The sequence below is a fragment of the Mesorhizobium sophorae genome, assembly GCF_002270415.1.
GTDB lineage: Bacteria > Pseudomonadota > Alphaproteobacteria > Rhizobiales > Rhizobiaceae > Mesorhizobium > Mesorhizobium sophorae.
This window is the reverse complement of record NZ_NNRI01000013.1, coordinates 169,323-183,578: the sequence shown is the minus strand read 5'-3', so window position 1 is coordinate 183,578 and position 14,256 is coordinate 169,323. Positions and strand designations below refer to the sequence as shown.

General features: G+C 62.3%; 17 protein-coding genes and 1 tRNA gene. 9 read left to right on the top strand and 9 right to left on the bottom strand.

Annotation, left to right across the window (positions count from 1 at the left end):
* Positions 1 to 12 precede the first annotated feature (12 nt).
* Positions 13 to 753, top strand: a complete 741-nt coding sequence (locus CGZ66_RS20135; protein ID WP_095087185.1) for a hypothetical protein — start codon at positions 13 to 15, stop codon at positions 751 to 753.
* A gap of 77 nt (positions 754 to 830) precedes the next feature.
* Here CGZ66_RS20135 and CGZ66_RS20130 read toward each other — a convergent pair.
* Both CGZ66_RS20130 and CGZ66_RS20125 read right to left on the bottom strand, forming a co-directional pair.
* Positions 831 to 906, bottom strand: a tRNA-Lys gene (locus CGZ66_RS20130).
* A 209-nt stretch (positions 907 to 1,115) separates the two neighbouring features.
* Complete coding sequence (locus tag CGZ66_RS20125) at positions 1,116 to 2,024, bottom strand: PhzF family phenazine biosynthesis protein (RefSeq protein WP_095087183.1); 909 nt, start codon at positions 2,022 to 2,024, stop codon at positions 1,116 to 1,118.
* 101 nt (positions 2,025 to 2,125) lie between these two features.
* On the opposite strand from CGZ66_RS20125, the gene CGZ66_RS20120 reads away from it, so the two are divergent.
* The 3 genes from CGZ66_RS20120 to CGZ66_RS20110 are packed head-to-tail and all read left to right on the top strand — an operon-like array spanning position 2,126 to position 5,350.
* Positions 2,126 to 3,418: an efflux RND transporter periplasmic adaptor subunit gene (locus tag CGZ66_RS20120; protein WP_095087181.1), complete on the top strand. Its 1,293-nt coding sequence runs from the start codon at positions 2,126 to 2,128 to the stop codon at positions 3,416 to 3,418.
* 4 nt (positions 3,419 to 3,422) lie between these two features.
* Positions 3,423 to 4,130 carry an ABC transporter ATP-binding protein gene (locus CGZ66_RS20115; RefSeq protein WP_095087179.1) on the top strand — a complete coding sequence of 236 codons (708 nt, stop codon included), beginning with the start codon at positions 3,423 to 3,425 and terminating at the stop codon, positions 4,128 to 4,130.
* 2 nt (positions 4,131 to 4,132) lie between these two features.
* The gene (locus CGZ66_RS20110) at positions 4,133 to 5,350 is read left to right on the top strand and encodes an ABC transporter permease (RefSeq protein WP_095087177.1); all 1,218 of its coding nucleotides are present in this window, start codon (positions 4,133 to 4,135) and stop codon (positions 5,348 to 5,350) included.
* Between the two features lie 86 nt (positions 5,351 to 5,436).
* Here CGZ66_RS20110 and CGZ66_RS20105 read toward each other — a convergent pair whose 3' ends face one another.
* Positions 5,437 to 5,952 carry an SRPBCC domain-containing protein gene (locus tag CGZ66_RS20105; protein ID WP_095087176.1) on the bottom strand — a complete coding sequence of 172 codons (516 nt, stop codon included), beginning with the start codon at positions 5,950 to 5,952 and terminating at the stop codon, positions 5,437 to 5,439.
* Complete coding sequence (locus CGZ66_RS20100; RefSeq protein WP_095087174.1) at positions 5,930 to 6,295, bottom strand: ArsR/SmtB family transcription factor; 366 nt, start codon at positions 6,293 to 6,295, stop codon at positions 5,930 to 5,932. Before CGZ66_RS20100 ends, CGZ66_RS20105 begins: the two co-directional genes overlap by 23 nt.
* Before the next feature lie 170 nt (positions 6,296 to 6,465).
* On the opposite strand from CGZ66_RS20100, the gene CGZ66_RS20095 reads away from it, so the two are divergent.
* Complete coding sequence (locus CGZ66_RS20095; RefSeq protein WP_095087172.1) at positions 6,466 to 6,708, top strand: hypothetical protein; 243 nt, start codon at positions 6,466 to 6,468, stop codon at positions 6,706 to 6,708.
* Here the strand turns inward: CGZ66_RS20095 and CGZ66_RS20090 are convergent.
* Positions 6,705 to 7,421 (bottom strand): hypothetical protein, encoded by a 717-nt coding sequence (locus CGZ66_RS20090; protein WP_095087170.1) that lies wholly within the window; start codon positions 7,419 to 7,421, stop codon positions 6,705 to 6,707. The two genes, CGZ66_RS20095 and CGZ66_RS20090, sit on opposite strands and share 4 nt — an antisense overlap.
* A gap of 7 nt (positions 7,422 to 7,428) precedes the next feature.
* Positions 7,429 to 8,541, bottom strand: coding sequence for an endonuclease/exonuclease/phosphatase family protein (locus CGZ66_RS20085; protein ID WP_095087963.1), 1,113 nt, complete (start codon positions 8,539 to 8,541; stop codon positions 7,429 to 7,431).
* Between the two features lie 186 nt (positions 8,542 to 8,727).
* On the opposite strand from CGZ66_RS20085, the gene CGZ66_RS20080 reads away from it, so the two are divergent.
* Entirely contained in the window at positions 8,728 to 9,306 is a 579-nt protein-coding gene (locus CGZ66_RS20080) for a BA14K family protein (RefSeq protein WP_095087168.1), read from the top strand.
* Positions 9,307 to 9,413: 107 nt separating this feature from the next.
* Entirely contained in the window at positions 9,414 to 10,784 is a 1,371-nt protein-coding gene (locus CGZ66_RS20075; RefSeq protein ID WP_095081263.1) for an IS1182 family transposase, read from the top strand.
* Positions 10,785 to 11,074: 290 nt separating this feature from the next.
* On the opposite strand, the gene ilvC is transcribed toward CGZ66_RS20075, so the two are convergent.
* Together ilvC and CGZ66_RS20065 are read right to left on the bottom strand one after the other, a co-directional pair.
* Entirely contained in the window at positions 11,075 to 12,094 is a 1,020-nt protein-coding gene (ilvC, locus tag CGZ66_RS20070; RefSeq protein ID WP_095087167.1) for a ketol-acid reductoisomerase, read from the bottom strand.
* A 25-nt stretch (positions 12,095 to 12,119) separates the two neighbouring features.
* Entirely contained in the window at positions 12,120 to 12,773 is a 654-nt protein-coding gene (locus tag CGZ66_RS20065) for a TetR/AcrR family transcriptional regulator (protein ID WP_167392184.1), read from the bottom strand.
* A 173-nt stretch (positions 12,774 to 12,946) separates the two neighbouring features.
* On the opposite strand from CGZ66_RS20065, the gene CGZ66_RS20060 reads away from it, so the two are divergent.
* Positions 12,947 to 13,381, top strand: a complete 435-nt coding sequence (locus CGZ66_RS20060; protein ID WP_095087166.1) for an anthrone oxygenase family protein — start codon at positions 12,947 to 12,949, stop codon at positions 13,379 to 13,381.
* A 14-nt stretch (positions 13,382 to 13,395) separates the two neighbouring features.
* On the opposite strand, the gene CGZ66_RS20055 is transcribed toward CGZ66_RS20060, so the two are convergent.
* The gene (locus CGZ66_RS20055) at positions 13,396 to 13,854 is read right to left on the bottom strand and encodes a MarR family winged helix-turn-helix transcriptional regulator (RefSeq protein WP_095087165.1); all 459 of its coding nucleotides are present in this window, start codon (positions 13,852 to 13,854) and stop codon (positions 13,396 to 13,398) included.
* Between the two features lie 96 nt (positions 13,855 to 13,950).
* Between CGZ66_RS20055 and CGZ66_RS20050 the strand changes: the two genes are divergently transcribed.
* Complete coding sequence (locus tag CGZ66_RS20050; RefSeq protein ID WP_095087164.1) at positions 13,951 to 14,256, top strand: Rieske (2Fe-2S) protein; 306 nt, start codon at positions 13,951 to 13,953, stop codon at positions 14,254 to 14,256.

Here is a 14,256-nt window from a genome sequence, read left to right as displayed (position 1 = left end):
GGACTGCGTTTGATGAACGAGCCCTCACAGATTTTCGGAGACCCCAAACAGGGGCTTCGCGATATTCTTGCTCGGATTATCGGAGATTTCGACAGCAAGAGCGGAGCTTTTGCAGGGCTGAAATACAATTCGCCGTGGATACTGGCGACGGAGGACTGGGCAGAGCGATCGGGCCATACGGTCGAAGAACTGCGCGAGATGATTTCTCAGTGGCGGATTTCAATCTATTCCGGTGCGCAGAAAAATCCAAAAATCATTCAGATTTTCGAAGATCTTCGCAATGCTGCCGAGGAGTGGAGAACCGAAACAGCTTACGTCGATCAGCCATTTCATTTTGATCCTGAAAAGGCAAGATTCCCCAATCGCAAAGAACTGAAAGCCCATACTCTAAAGGCTTGGAGTTATTTGGGATTGGCGAAGCAATGGCATAGCTACGATGCCAAGGACCTTAGTTTTAGCGGAATTTTCGAAGACAGATTTGGTCACGATGTTAGATTCTCAATGACCTTCAAGCTTGGATATGGCGGCCCAATAAGGCTGTTTATTCAATTTCCTTATTATTCGGATGGCGAACCGAGGTCACTGGACCTCTTTACGCTTTCGGGCAAGTTTGTATGTAAGGACCTTCGTTTACCCGAAGAAGCCGAACTTGAGTGGATCGTCGGCAAAAGCAAGACGAATTTCGAAGACGTCGACGGCGTCCTCGCCATAACGAGGGCGATCCTCAGCTATCTGCGGCCAACTATCCAATAGCGCCGACTGAATGCTGCCGCCGGACGGCGACGAAACATCCCGCTTTTAGGGTCTTTCCACCAAGTCTTTGAAGAATTTGGTGGGTGCGCACAGGATTGAACTGTGGACCCGCTGATTAAGAGTCAGCTGCTCTACCAACTGAGCTACGCACCCACTCGGCCGGCAAAAACCGGCGTTGGCGGGCATATAGCCGCCACCATCGGTCCTGTCCAGCCCTGCCGGAATCATTTCCCGACAAATCGCCTGGAGCATGATCCCGAAAAGTGGAATCCGGTTTTCAGAAGAGATCATGCTCATACAAAAAGACCGAGCCCCATCCCGATTTTATCGGGATGGAACAGGCTCGAAGTGCCCGTCTGCGGTTAGACGAACAGTCTGCCTTCGGCGACCTTGACCGCGTTGCCGCCGATGCGTGCCGAGGCCAGTTTTCCGCCTTGCACGGTCAGTTCGAGGCGGATGCGCGACGGCCGATGCATCTCCAGCCCCTGCTCGATCCACAGTTGCGAAACACCGTCGGTCGGCGCGTCGAAATGCATGATGGCGCCGGCGAAGGCGGCCGCCGCCGAGCCGGTCGCCGGATCCTCATAGGACGGCGTGCCCGGCACGATCATGCGGACATGGAACGCGCCGTCGTGGTTCACCGTCTCGCGGCAATACACATAGGGGCTGGCGAAGGCCCACTCGCTCTTACGCGGTGCCAGTTCCGACCACGCCTGGTTGTCCAGCCGGATTCGGCCCGCTGCCTCGAGATTGGCGACCGGGATGGTGACATAGGGCACACCCGCCGACCAGAACGAGACGCGGTGATTCTCGAAGCCGATCTCGTGCGGCGCCAGCCCAAGGGCCGCACCGATCGCCTCCGGATCGGCTTCGAGCCCCAGCGGCTCCGGCAGCTTCGCCAGGTCGAATTCGGCGAAGGTGTCGCCATCATGCTTGCTGACGGCGCAACGCACCGGACCGATGTTCTCTTCCAGCACGAAGATGCCAGCGCCGCCATCTCCCGCCAGTTCGGCCAGCGCGATCGCCGAACCCACTGTCGGATGGCCGGCGAACGGCATTTCATAGTCGGGGGTGAAGATCCGGATGCGGTTTTTGTGCTTGGGATTGTCCGGCGGCAGCACGAAGACCGTTTCGGACAGGTTGAACTCGCGCGCGATGGCCTGCATCGCGGCCGTGTCCAGACCTTTGCAATCCAACACCACGGCCAGCGGGTTGCCGGCCAGTCGCTCGGTCGTAAACACGTCGTAAAGTAAGTAATTCCGGGTTTGCATGCCTGCCTCAATCCCAACATGGGCGAAATTTAATTTGATATTTGAACCAGTCAGCCTGATCTGTGCACAGATAGGGACATTGCGCATCATAGGGGTCCGACGTGGACCAGATTGTCAATCTGCCAAAGACGGAATCGGATTCCGCCATCGAGACGGCGCTCGGGCTCGACACGCGAGGTCTGCGCAAGACGCGCCGGCGTGGCTGGCTCTATGCGCTGCTGACACTGATCGTGCTTGCCGCCGGGCTTGGCCTTTATCAGTGGTATGCCGGCTCGCCGGCCAAGATCGACTACACCACCGTGCCGGCCGCCAAGGCCGATCTCACCGTCGCCGTATCGGCGACCGGCACGCTGCAGCCGCTCACCCAGGTCGACATTTCCAGCCAGTTGTCCGGCATCATCCGCTCGGTGTCCGTCGAGGAAAACCAGCAGGTCAAGAAGGGCGATGTGCTGGCCGCCCTCGACACCGCCAAGCTGCAGGTCCAGATCGAGCGGGCTGAGGCATCCGCCAAGGGAGCGGCCGCCAATGTCGAGGACGCCTCGGTGACGCTCGCCGAGAATGAGAAGGCGCTTGTCCGCGCGGCCTCGCTGACCAATCGTGGCATGGCGACCGATCAGTCGCTCGAGGCGGCGACCGCGACGCGCGACCGCTCCAAGGCGGCACTCGACAGCGCTGAGGCCAATCTCGCCATCGCCAATGCCGATCTGAAATCACAGCAGACCGACCTCGCCAACAGCACCATCTATGCGCCGATCGACGGCATCGTGCTGACGCGCTCGGTCGACCCCGGCCAGACGGTCGCCTCCTCGCTGCAGGCGCCGGTGCTGTTCATCATCGCCGCCGATCTCAGAAACATGGAGCTGGTGGCGGCGGTCGACGAGGCCGACATCGGCGCGGTCAAGACCGGCCAGCATGCCCGTTTCACCGTCGATGCCTTCCCGGACCGGCCGTTCGATGCCGAGATCCGCGACATTTCCTATGCCTCGGTCACCACCGACGGCGTCGTCACCTACAATGCACGGCTTGAGGTCGACAACAACGAGCTGTTGCTGCGGCCCGGCATGACCGCAACCGTTTCGGTCGTCACACGGCAGGCCAAGGACGTGCTCACCGTACCCGCCACCGCCTTCCGTTATCGCCCGGCCCAGCAGGCGGCCCGTGGCTGGAGCCTCAGCGACCTGTTCACTGGCCGCATGGGTCGCCCCGGCGGCAACCGCCAGCGCCAAGCCGCGACGACGCCCACCGACGGCTCGCGCACGCTCTATGTGCTGGAGAATGGGCGGCCGCATCCGGTCAACGTCAGGATCGGCTCAACCGATGGCGAACTGACCGAGATCACCTCGGGCCTCAAGGAAGGCGCTGAGGTCATCACCGCATCGCAACAGCGGAGCTGAGGCCGTGGCTGCCGGTGCTGCCCTCATCACCTTCGACAAGGTCTGGAAGAGCTATGGCCAGGGCGAAGCCAAGGTCCATGCGCTGGCCGGCGTCGATCTTGCCATCCGGCGCGGCGAATTCGTCGCCATCATGGGCCCATCCGGCTCCGGCAAGTCGACGGCGATGAACATCATCGGCTGCCTCGACACCCCGACGGCCGGCACCTATTCCTTCATGGGCATCGACGCCGGCCGGCTCGACCGCAACCGCCGCGCCATGCTGCGCAACCTCTATGTCGGCTTCGTCTTCCAGGGCTACAATCTGTTGGCCCGCACCACGGCAGCGGAAAATGTCGAACTGCCGCTGATCTATCGCGGCGTTGCCGCTCGCGACCGCCGCGATCTTGCCATGCAGGCGCTGTCCCAGGTCGGCCTTGTCGGCCGCGAGCACCACACGCCGGCCGAACTGTCCGGCGGCCAGCAGCAGCGCGTGGCGATCGCGCGCGCCATCGTCACAAGGCCCACGCTGCTCGTCGCCGACGAGCCGACCGGCAATCTCGACACTGCACGCACGCACGAGATCATGGAATTGTTGACGCAGCTCAACACCGAACTTGGCCTGACCATCGCCATGGTCACGCACGAGGCGGACGTCGCCGGTTATGCCGAGCGCACCATTCGCTTCCTCGACGGCCACGTCGCTTCCGATTCCATGAAGCTGGAGACGGCGTAACCATGATCTGGGAAACTGTCCGCCTCTCCTTGCGCTCGATCCGGCGCAACGTGCTGCGTTCGTTCCTGACATTGCTCGGCATCGTCATTGGCGTTGCCGCCGTCATTGCCATGCTCACCATCGGCTCCGGCACCACCGAAAAGGTCAAGGCCGACATCTCCAAGCTCGGCAGCAACCTGCTGGTCGTCCGCTCCGGCCGCCCGGCCGGGCCAGGCGGTCCGGGCGGGCTCGACCAGGTGGTCCGTCCGCTGGCCGAAAAGGACCTCGCGGCACTCGTCGCGCATCTGACCGGCGCGCGCGCCATTTCGCCGGCCTCGCAAAAGCAGGTCCGCGTCATCTTCGGCACCGAAAGCCTGACCTCGGGGGTCACCGGCACCGACAGCGCATATCTCGATGCGCGCGACTGGAAGCTGGTTTCCGGCCGTCCGTTCAGTGATTCCGAAACCCGCTCCGGCACCGGCGTCTGCCTGATCGGCGAGACGGTGCGCCAGCAATTCTTCGGCGCCGGTGACCCGGAAGGTGAGTTCATCCGCGTCAACCGCACCTCCTGCAAGATCATCGGGCTGCTCGAGCCCAAGGGCTATACCGGCTTCGGCCAGGACCAGGACAATGTGGTGCTGATGCCGCTGCATGCCTATCAGCGCCGCATCGCCGGCAACCGCGACATCGACAACATCTACATCGCTGCCGATGATAGGACGCCGACCAGCGAACTGCAGCCGCGCGTCGAGGATATCTTGCGCGATATCAGGCGCGTCACCCCCGACCGCGAGAGCGATTTCGCCATCCGCGACATGACCCAGATCGCCGACGCCATGGCCAGCGCCACCACCACCATGACCGGCATGCTGGGTGCTGTCGCCGGCGTCAGCCTGCTGGTCGGCGGCATCGGCATCATGAACATCATGCTGGTCTCGGTCACCGAGCGGACGCGCGAGATCGGCATCCGGCTCGCCATCGGCGCGCATGAAAAGCACATCCTCATCCAGTTCCTGGTCGAGGCGACGGTGCTGTCGCTGCTCGGCGGCATCATCGGCATCCTGATTGGCCTGGCGCTGGCCGGCCTTGCCGCGGTGACGCTGACGATACCCTTCGCGCCAAGCCCGGCGGTCATCCTCCTCGCCGTCGGTTTCTCGGCACTGATCGGTATGGTGTTCGGCTTCTTCCCGGCCCTGCGTGGCGCCAGGCTCGACCCGATCGACGCGCTGAGGCACGAGTAAGCCCAGGCCAGCTCCCCACGGCGATCTCGCCGGGGGGCTCTTCCGTGTCGTGAATTCCCATGCGACCGACCGCGAGATCAACGGCTTCATGACCCTCTCAAGTTCGCGCCCAGCGTGACGAGAAGCTCGTCCAGTTGCTCGAACTGCTCGCCCATCGCATCCGCCGCCCCGGTCCCGGCAGCGTCGAGAGCTTCCTTCGAGGGATAGAGTTCGTGCAGAACCAGCAGCGTCTTGCCATCCTTTTCCTCGAAGGTCACCGTGGTGACGGGTCCAACGTCACCACCTTCGTCATTGGTCCAGACGATGCGCGAGTGCGGTATCACTTCGATATACCTGCCGAAGAACTCGTCAGGGTTTGAGGCATCGTGGCCGAACACCAGACGGTAGGTGCCACCGGTACGAACATCCATCTCGCAGGAACGCAGGAACATGCCCATCGACTTCGGCGCCCACCACTGCTTGAACAGTTCGGGCTTGGTCCACGCCTCGAACACGATGCGCGCCGGGCCGTTGACGGTTCGCGTAACGACCAGCTCTCGGTCGGACTTCCGTTCGACCGTCGTGCGGTTGTTCATGGGCTCACTCTCGCTTCTTTTGTCCATCGGCTTTCTCCTTCCGTTTCAATTCCTCGACAATCTGGTCCAACTCGTTGAAGCGTGCGTCCCAGAGCTGGCGGTATCTCTCGATCCATGCCGCCTCTTCCTCCAGTCGGCGCAGGCCGAGCTTGCAGGTCCGCACGCGCCCGACCTTCTCCGTGGTGACGAGCCCCGCCTGCTCCAAGACGCCGACATGCTTCTTCATGCCCGTGAGGGTCATGTGGAACTTCTCGGCGAGCTCCGTGATCGAAGCATCGGAACGACTGAGCTGCTCCAGGACGCCGCGTCGGGTGGTGTCCGAGAGCGCGGCGAACGAGGCATCGAGAGGGGGGCGAAAATACTGAACCATGTGGTTCAGTATTTAGCAGACAGATTGGCGGCATGCAACAGGAGACCCGGCGCGTGCAGCGTGCCCCGCCGCCATCGCTTCCAAATCGACCTCATTTCGATGCAGTTTCGATCGACTCGGCGATCTCCAGGCCCTAAGGCAAGATATCTCTGGTCGGGGGCGAACAGCACATGAGCAAGAAGGCACGACTGATCCTGGCGATGGTCATCATCGAAGCAGTCCTTGCAGGCATCTGGTGGTATCTCGCTCGCTTCGGCATGGCCAATCCCGATCGCGTCACCGCCGATTTCCAGGCAGTCATCGGACAGACCATGGGCATGGCGATGGGCGGCTTGCTGGGTCTCGGCTTTATCTTGTTCTTCGTCGCCGCCCGCAACGATCGCAAGGCGGCGCAGGACAAGACGCGTCGCTAGTCCACACCCGCAAAATGCCACTCGACCAGCGGCTTCATATGCGCCGCCAACCCGTCCGGCAGGTCGGCGGCGTGGCGGATGATGACCGGCCCCTCGATTTCCGGCTCGGTCTCGGTGGCGACGAAGGCTGAGATTCGCCGGGCAAGTTCGTCAGCCGGAGCAGTCTCGCGATAGCGGCGGAAGATCACCGTACCGCTGGCCGTCGACAGGACGTGGTAGCGCTTGCCACGTGGCGCGTCCGACAGATCCAGACCGGTCTCCTCGCGCACCTCGCGGATCATGTTGAAATCGACGTCGACCTGGCCGTCGCGAAAGTCGATGGGCTCGAACGAGCCGGCGGCGAAATAGACGCGCCCGGCATTGACCGTGTGCGAGCCCATGCGGATCGCCACCAGCGCATTGTCGCCGGCCACCAGCACGGCATGGGCATAGGCATGTTCGGCGCCCGAATTCTCGCGCCGCTTACGCCAAAGCATGAAGGTGGAGTAGTTGACCGCATGGCAGCGGCCGACAAGACGGTTGTCGCGATAGGTGAGTTGCGACAGCAGCACCACCGTGCCGTCGAACAGCGCCGGCTTGGCTGCCAGCTCGCGCTGCCAGTTCTCGACGATTGCCTCCGCATTATCCAGTGCGAACGGGTGCGGGCTGGGATCGAGCCGCACGTCGACGGCATCGACCGGCAGGATCACATTGCGCGGCAGGTCGAAACTCATCGGCGTCTCAAGTCATGTCCAAGGTGATCGCCACGGGACAGTGATCGGATGCCTTCGGCCGGTCCCAGCCGGCGCGCGGAAACCGGTCGACCTCCTGGCCGGGCGGGAAAATCGTGCGCCAGGGCTGGCCGTTGCGGATGATGTCTGGAACAGCCGTCGCATTGCTGGCGGCGAGCCCTTTCGACAACAGGATGTAGTCGAGCTGGCACAGATGCCGTTCTTCCGGTCCGCGCGTGTGGTAGAAACTCCAGCGGTTCATCTCCGGCCGCCGCTCGACGACGTTTTCGCAGAAGCCGCCTTCTGTCAGCACGTTGATGCAGGACTGGTTCTCGTTGACCACCTCGAAGCGGTGGCCGTCGATCGCGTCGCCGGCGATCTTCACGCGTTGCCGGTAATCATTCATGTCACCGCAGACCGCCCATCGCTTGTCGGCGGCGTGGTCCTTGCCGAAGCGCTCCTCGATGATCCGGCGCACGGCTTGAGCCTCGGCGATGCGCACCGGCATCGTCGCTTCGCGTCCGTCGAGCCCGTTGCGCGGCGAGCCCATCGACTTGAAGTGCACCAGATAAAGCGTCAGCGGCACGCCGCCCACGGTCACGTCGACTTCCAGGCAGTCGCGCCGGAAGATGCGCTCATTGGCCTGGTTGCCGAGTGCCTCGAGCTCCGGCGTGTGCAGCCCGAACTGTTCGTAGGTGACGTAGGCATGGCTGGTCATGCGCACGAATTCGATCAACTGGCCCTGCGCGGTCTCGTTGCGCATCATCACGGCAACGTCGATGCCACGAGAATCATTGCCCGATGTGGTGTACTTCTGCCGGTAGCCCTGCCCCACCATCTTGAACAGATAGCCATATTCGAAGGCCTTCAGCGCCTCGATGTTGTCGACCTCCTGCATGCAGATGATGTCGGCGCGGGTGGCCGCGATCGCCAGCGCCGTCAGCTGGCGCGTATCGTCGGACTGGGCTATGGCGCGCGCCTGCTCCAGCATCTTGTATTCCGCTTCGCTCTGGATATCGAACAGCGCCAGCGTTCGATCCTCGTTTAGCTGGTTGCGATAGCCGGAAAAATCGAACCTGTTCATCAGGTTCTCGACATTGAAGGTGGCGAGGCGCAGCGACATGTCATGACCTTTGCCCGCAAGCGCGGCGGAAAACAAGGTCGCAGGACCACCAGCGGAGATCGACCGATCCTGATGCCTCTCGCGCCATGGTTGACGGAACCTTTCCGTTCATCCGCCGTTCAGATGCAAACATCCACAATAGGCCCCCTAGGGTAGGCGTGGGGCCTGTTTCTCTTGGAGAGTGCAATGAACTCGCTCTTTTCTTCCTCGGTCAAATCCGGGCTGATAGCCCTCGGTATCCTGTCCGGCGTCACGGCGCCGTCCGCTGCAGGGCCGATGGTGCAGCCCGACGTGTCGATCCCCGCCAGCACTGCGGCGCCGATGGTGGTTCGCGAAGGCTGGGCGGGCGGCAACAATGGCGGCAATTGGAATTGGCGCCGATCCGGCAATTGGAATGGCAACTGGAATGGCGGCAACGGACACTGGAACGGTGGCCACGGGCACTGGAACGGCGGCGGCGGAAACTGGAACAATGGAGACAACTGGCGTTGGCGCCATGGTCACCATTATTATCACGGCGGCGGCTACTACGATGACGGCGCGGCTGCCCTTCTGGGCCTCGGCCTTGGGCTCGGCATTGGCAGCATGTACAACAACTACAACTATTACGACGCGCCGCCGCGCCGCTACTACCGCACCTACCGGGCGCGGGTTTCGAGCGCCCACGTCCAATGGTGCTATAACCGCTACCGGTCGTATCGCGCCTGGGACAACACGTTCCAGCCCTACGGCGGTCCGCGCCAGCAGTGCTATTCGCCCTATTGACGAGCTAGTCTGTAGCGGAGCCCAGAAATGAAAGACGGCGCCATGTGGCGCCGTCAGACTGCTGACAAACCCCTGGCTTTTGCTGGGGGTTTTTGATTCACTGGGTCATGTTGAAGCGACCCGCCCCCGAACAGACCGCGCTTGAGATGGTAACGTTGGATCAGCTTGTTCCGGCTGATCATCTGTTGCGCAAGATCGAGCGCGCGATCGACTTTTCGTTCATCCACGATCTGACCGCGCCGCTGTACTGCGCCGACAATGGCCGGCCGCCGCTCGACCCGACCTTGATGTTCAAGGCGCTGTTCATCGGCTACCTGTTTGGGGTTCGCTCGGAACGCCAGTTGGTGCGCGAGATCGAGGTCAACGTCGCCTATCGCTGGTTCCTGCGGCTGAAGCTGACGGACAAGGTGTTCGACGCCTCGACGCTGTCGCAGAACCGACGCCGGCGCTATCAGGATGAGACCATCGCGCAGGGTATCTTCGACAGGATCGTCGAGCAGGCGATCCGGCATGGGCTTGTCGACGGCACAGTGCTCTACACCGACAGTACGCATCTGAAGGCCAGCGCCAACAAGAACCGCTTCGACCTTGCGGTGGTGGCCAAGTCGCGCGCCGACTACTGGGAAGCGCTGGACGCCGCGATCGAGGAGGACCGGGTCCAACATGGCAAGAAGCCGTTGAAGGAGAAGGAACGCCAGCCCGCCGAGAAGCAGACCAAGGTGTCGCGTACCGACCCCGACAGCGGCTACATGGTGCGCGACGGCAAGCCGAAGGGCTTCTTCTATCTCGACCACCGCACGGTGGACGCCGCCCATGCCATCATCACCGACACCCATGCCACGCCGGCCAACGTGCATGACTCGATCGTCTATCTCTCACGCCTCGACCGACAGCGCCAACGCTTCGGCTTCCAAGTGGGGGCGGTTGGGCTCGATGCGGGATACGCAACCGCTGGCATCGCCAAGGGATTGGAGGACCGCGACATCCTCGGCGTCACCGGCTATCGCAATCCAACACCACCCAAGCCCGGCATGATGAGGAAAACCGCCTTCGCTTATGAGCCGGATCTGGATGGCTATCGCTGCCCACAGGGCCAGCTTCTCAGCTACGCCACCACCGATCGCAACGGCTACCGCCAATACAAGAGCGACCCGGCCATTTGCCAAACCTGCCCGCTGCTGGCCTCCTGCACGACCAACGCCGCCGCGACACGCACCATCACCCGCCATGTCTGGCAAGATGCGCGAGAGCGCATCGACGCCAATCGCCTCACCGGCTGGGGCAAGCTTATCTACCGCCGCCGCAAGGAGACCGTCGAGCGCTCCTTCGCGGACGCCAAGCAACTGCATGGCCACCGCTACGCCCGCTTCCGAAGTCACGTTCGCGTCGCCTGCCAGTGCCTGATTGCAGCCGCCGCCCAGAACATCAAGAAAATCGCCCTTTGCCTGTGGCCAAAGCCAAAACCAGGCATCGCCTGAGGCCAGCGAACCACGGGTCCCCGTCCTGCAACCTCCTGTCAAATTGTCCTGACAACGAAATCGCTAACCCGTTCAGTCGCATAAAACAAAACCCCGCCTAAAATAGACGGGGTTTGTCAGCAGTCTGACGGCGCCATGTGGCGCCGTTTTTCATTTCAGCTCGTCGAACCCAAGGACTTCGAGCGTAAGGTTCAGTTCTTGGCCTTGTCGACCAGCTTGTTCTTGGAAATCCCCAGCGCGCCCGCAGGGCGAACCCCGAGGACGCGCAAAGGCAAGAACGTGGATTTAACTTAGTTCTTGGCCTTGTCGACCAGCTTGTTCTTGGAAATCCACGGCATCATCGCGCGCAGCTTGGCGCCGACTTCCTCGATTTGGTGGCTGTCATTGTTGCGGCGGATGCCCTTGAAGCGCGACATGCCGGCGCGATATTCCTGCATCCATTCCGAGGTGAACTTGCCGGTCTGGATGTCCTTCAGCACGCGCTTCATCTCGGCCTTGGTCTCGGCGGTGATGATGCGCGGGCCGGAGACATATTCGCCCCATTCGGCGGTGTTCGAGATCGAATAGTTCATGTTGGCAATGCCGCCTTCATAGATAAGGTCGACGATCAACTTGACCTCGTGCAGGCACTCGAAATAGGCCATTTCCGGCGCATAACCGGCTTCCACCAGCGTCTCGAAGCCGGCGCGGATCAACTCGACCAGGCCGCCGCACAGCACGACCTGCTCGCCGAACAAGTCGGTCTCGCACTCCTCGCGGAAATTGGTCTCGATGATGCCCGAACGGCCGCCGCCGACGCCGCAAGCATAGGACAGCGCCAGGTCAAGCGCATTGCCCGAGGCGTCCTGGTTGACCGCGACCAGGCACGGCACGCCGCCGCCCTTCTGGTATTCGCCGCGCACCGTGTGGCCAGGGCCCTTCGGCGCGATCATGACGACGTCGACCGAGGCCTTCGGCTCGATCAGGCCGAAATGCACATTGAGGCCGTGCGCGAAGGCAATTGCAGCGCCGTCACGAATGTTCGGCGCGATCTCGTTGCGATAGATGTCGGCCTGCAGTTCGTCAGGCGTCGCCATCATCATCAGGTCGGCCCATTTGGCGGCGTCCGCCACGCTCATCACCTTGAGACCGTCGGCCTCGACCTTCTTGGCGGTCGCCGAGCCGGCCTTGAGGCCGATGGCGATGTCCTTGGCGCCCGAATCCTTGAGGTTGAGCGCGTGCGCCCTGCCTTGGCTGCCATAGCCGATGATAGCGACCTTCTTGCCCTTGATCAGATTGAGATCGGCATCGCGATCGTAATAGACACGCATTTTGTCTCCCTTCCCGGTTTATGAATCAGAGGCCTTGCGGCCGGTTGTTGCTCTTGAAAAGAGCGAGAAACTGCTGCGTCGCCCGCGCGGCATCGCCGCCGATCGCCGCATCAGTCAATTCCAGCCGGTCGCCGAGCAGCAGACGGATCTGCACGTCGCGGGCGACCAGCCCGAAAAAGGTGCGGAACGCCGTCTCGGCATCCGCAAAGTCGAGCAGTCCAGCCTGTCGTCCGGCCTCAAGCAGCGGCTTCAGCCGCTTGGCCAAAGCGAAGCGGCCATTCTCCAGCACCACGGCGCCAAGGTTATCCTTGCCGGAACCAGCATGACTGACCGCTACGCGGTTGAGCGCGATCGAGGTGTCGCTCGAAATAACCTTCAGCCAGTCGGAAGCGAAGCGTTCGAGGCTTGCTATCAGCGACACAAGATCGAGCCCTTTGCCATCGACTTGCGCCACCCGCACCTTGGACGCCTGCCACTGCACCGTCGCCGTCAGCAGCCCGTCACGGTCGCCGAACCATTTGTAGAGCGTTTCCTTGGAGCAGCTTGCCCGACGCGCCACGGCGGTCATGGTCAGCTGATCGCCCTCCTCGACGAGCAGCCGCAGCGCTGCGTCGAGCACGGCTTTTTGCCGCTCCGTCAGCGCTTCGCTGGTGTCGATCTCGGGCACGATGTCCAACACGCTCTTCTCTCGGCAGGCAAAGGCCGGTCTCGGCAGGCAAGGCCGGCCGGTTATTTCCGGCAAGCCGTACCGTACGTTACGGTTCGGCACTTCTATGGCGTATTGTCCCGATCCATGCAAGTCCTATTTCTATCCACATGGCGTCGTGCCGGACGCCTGCGCGGGGAACGAAGATGCTGATCGGATTGTTGGCCTTGATGGTTGCCGCCGTATTCTCTGGCGCCGCGATCTACGTCGGTGTCGCCGAGCAACCGGCGCGGCTTCGTCTCGACGACAAGGCGCTGCTGCAGGAATGGCAGCCTTCCTACAAGCGGGGCGCCGCAATGCAGGCGTCGATTGCCATCGTCGCCTGTGTTCTCGGTCTTATTGCCTGGTGGCAGGCTGGCGGTTTCGCCTTTCTGGTCGGCGCGGTGCTGATCATCCTGCCCTGGCCGTGGACGCTGATCGCCATGATGCCGACCAACAGGGTGCTGGAGGCGATGGACGCAGGCGCCGGCAATCCGCAGACCAGGTCCCTGATCGTCAAATGGGGCGATCTGCACCGGGTTCGCGTAGCCCTTGGCGTGCTGGCGACTCTGGCGTTTCTCTGGGGCAGTCATTCGGCCTGACCGACGCTAAATCATCAGTCGATAACGGTCGGATGGCGCAATCGCCCGAGGAGTGCCGACACTATGTTCAGCTCATCAGCGGAGAGTTTGGCACCGACCAGTTCGGTGATTGACCGCCCATAGACAGCCCACATCTGGCGACGCATCTCGCGGCCCCTGGCCGTGATACGGATGGTCTGGCCGCGGCCGTCATCGGCCACCGGCAGTTTCTCGACCACCCCGTCTATCTCGAGCCGCGCCAGCAGCCGCGAGACGTTGTATTGCGCAAACAAAGTGCGCTCGATCAGCTGAAACGGCCGCAAGCCGCCCTCACCCGCCTCGGCGAGTTCGTGCAGCACGTCGTACCAGGCAAGCGGTGGCAGGCCGCCCGCCTTCAAAGCGTCTTCAGCACTTTCCACGAGCTGGCGCGAAACGCGCATCAGGCGGGCCCAGGCCGTGATGGCTTCGGGCGAAGGCATGGCTTTCTCAGTCATGGCCCACCATAGGCGATAGATGCAACTGCATCAAGCTTGACAGTCAATGCAGATGCATCTATATAGATGCAATTGCATCAATGTGGAGGACGCGTCATGAAACACGAAATCTGCAAGGTCGCCGACATTCCGCAGACGGGCAGCCTGATCGCCCCGTTCTTCGGCCGCGAGGTCCATGTCTACCGCAGCGGCGAGCGTATCCGCGCCGCCGCCAATGTCTGTCTGCACTTTGGTGGCCCGCTCGACTGCAAGGACGGCAGACTGGTCTGCCAATGGCACGGCGCCTCGTTCGATATGGCCAGTGGTGACCGCGTCGATGGTCCGGCGACAAAGGATTCCCGCCTGATGTTCCTGTCGACGCGCGTCGAGGACGGCGCGTTGAACTATGTCTGGGGAGAGTGA

Excerpts from the sequence above, each read along its gene's own strand:
- CGZ66_RS20135 (WP_095087185.1), top strand. The coding sequence starts at position 13 with ATGAACGAGCCCTCACAGATTTTCGGAGACCCCAAACAGGGGCTTCGC.
- CGZ66_RS20125 (WP_095087183.1), bottom strand. The coding sequence starts at position 2,024 with ATGCAAACCCGGAATTACTTACTTTACGACGTGTTTACGACCGAGCGA.
- CGZ66_RS20110 (WP_095087177.1), top strand. The coding sequence starts at position 4,133 with ATGATCTGGGAAACTGTCCGCCTCTCCTTGCGCTCGATCCGGCGCAAC.
- CGZ66_RS20105 (WP_095087176.1), bottom strand. The coding sequence starts at position 5,952 with ATGGACAAAAGAAGCGAGAGTGAGCCCATGAACAACCGCACGACGGTC.
- CGZ66_RS20100 (WP_095087174.1), bottom strand. The coding sequence starts at position 6,295 with ATGGTTCAGTATTTTCGCCCCCCTCTCGATGCCTCGTTCGCCGCGCTC.
- CGZ66_RS20095 (WP_095087172.1), top strand. The coding sequence starts at position 6,466 with ATGAGCAAGAAGGCACGACTGATCCTGGCGATGGTCATCATCGAAGCA.
- CGZ66_RS20090 (WP_095087170.1), bottom strand. The coding sequence starts at position 7,421 with ATGAGTTTCGACCTGCCGCGCAATGTGATCCTGCCGGTCGATGCCGTC.
- CGZ66_RS20085 (WP_095087963.1), bottom strand. The coding sequence starts at position 8,541 with ATGTCGCTGCGCCTCGCCACCTTCAATGTCGAGAACCTGATGAACAGG.
- CGZ66_RS20080 (WP_095087168.1), top strand. The coding sequence starts at position 8,728 with ATGAACTCGCTCTTTTCTTCCTCGGTCAAATCCGGGCTGATAGCCCTC.
- CGZ66_RS20075 (WP_095081263.1), top strand. The coding sequence starts at position 9,414 with ATGTTGAAGCGACCCGCCCCCGAACAGACCGCGCTTGAGATGGTAACG.
- ilvC (WP_095087167.1), bottom strand. The coding sequence starts at position 12,094 with ATGCGTGTCTATTACGATCGCGATGCCGATCTCAATCTGATCAAGGGC.
- CGZ66_RS20060 (WP_095087166.1), top strand. The coding sequence starts at position 12,947 with ATGCTGATCGGATTGTTGGCCTTGATGGTTGCCGCCGTATTCTCTGGC.
- CGZ66_RS20055 (WP_095087165.1), bottom strand. The coding sequence starts at position 13,854 with ATGACTGAGAAAGCCATGCCTTCGCCCGAAGCCATCACGGCCTGGGCC.
- CGZ66_RS20050 (WP_095087164.1), top strand. The coding sequence starts at position 13,951 with ATGAAACACGAAATCTGCAAGGTCGCCGACATTCCGCAGACGGGCAGC.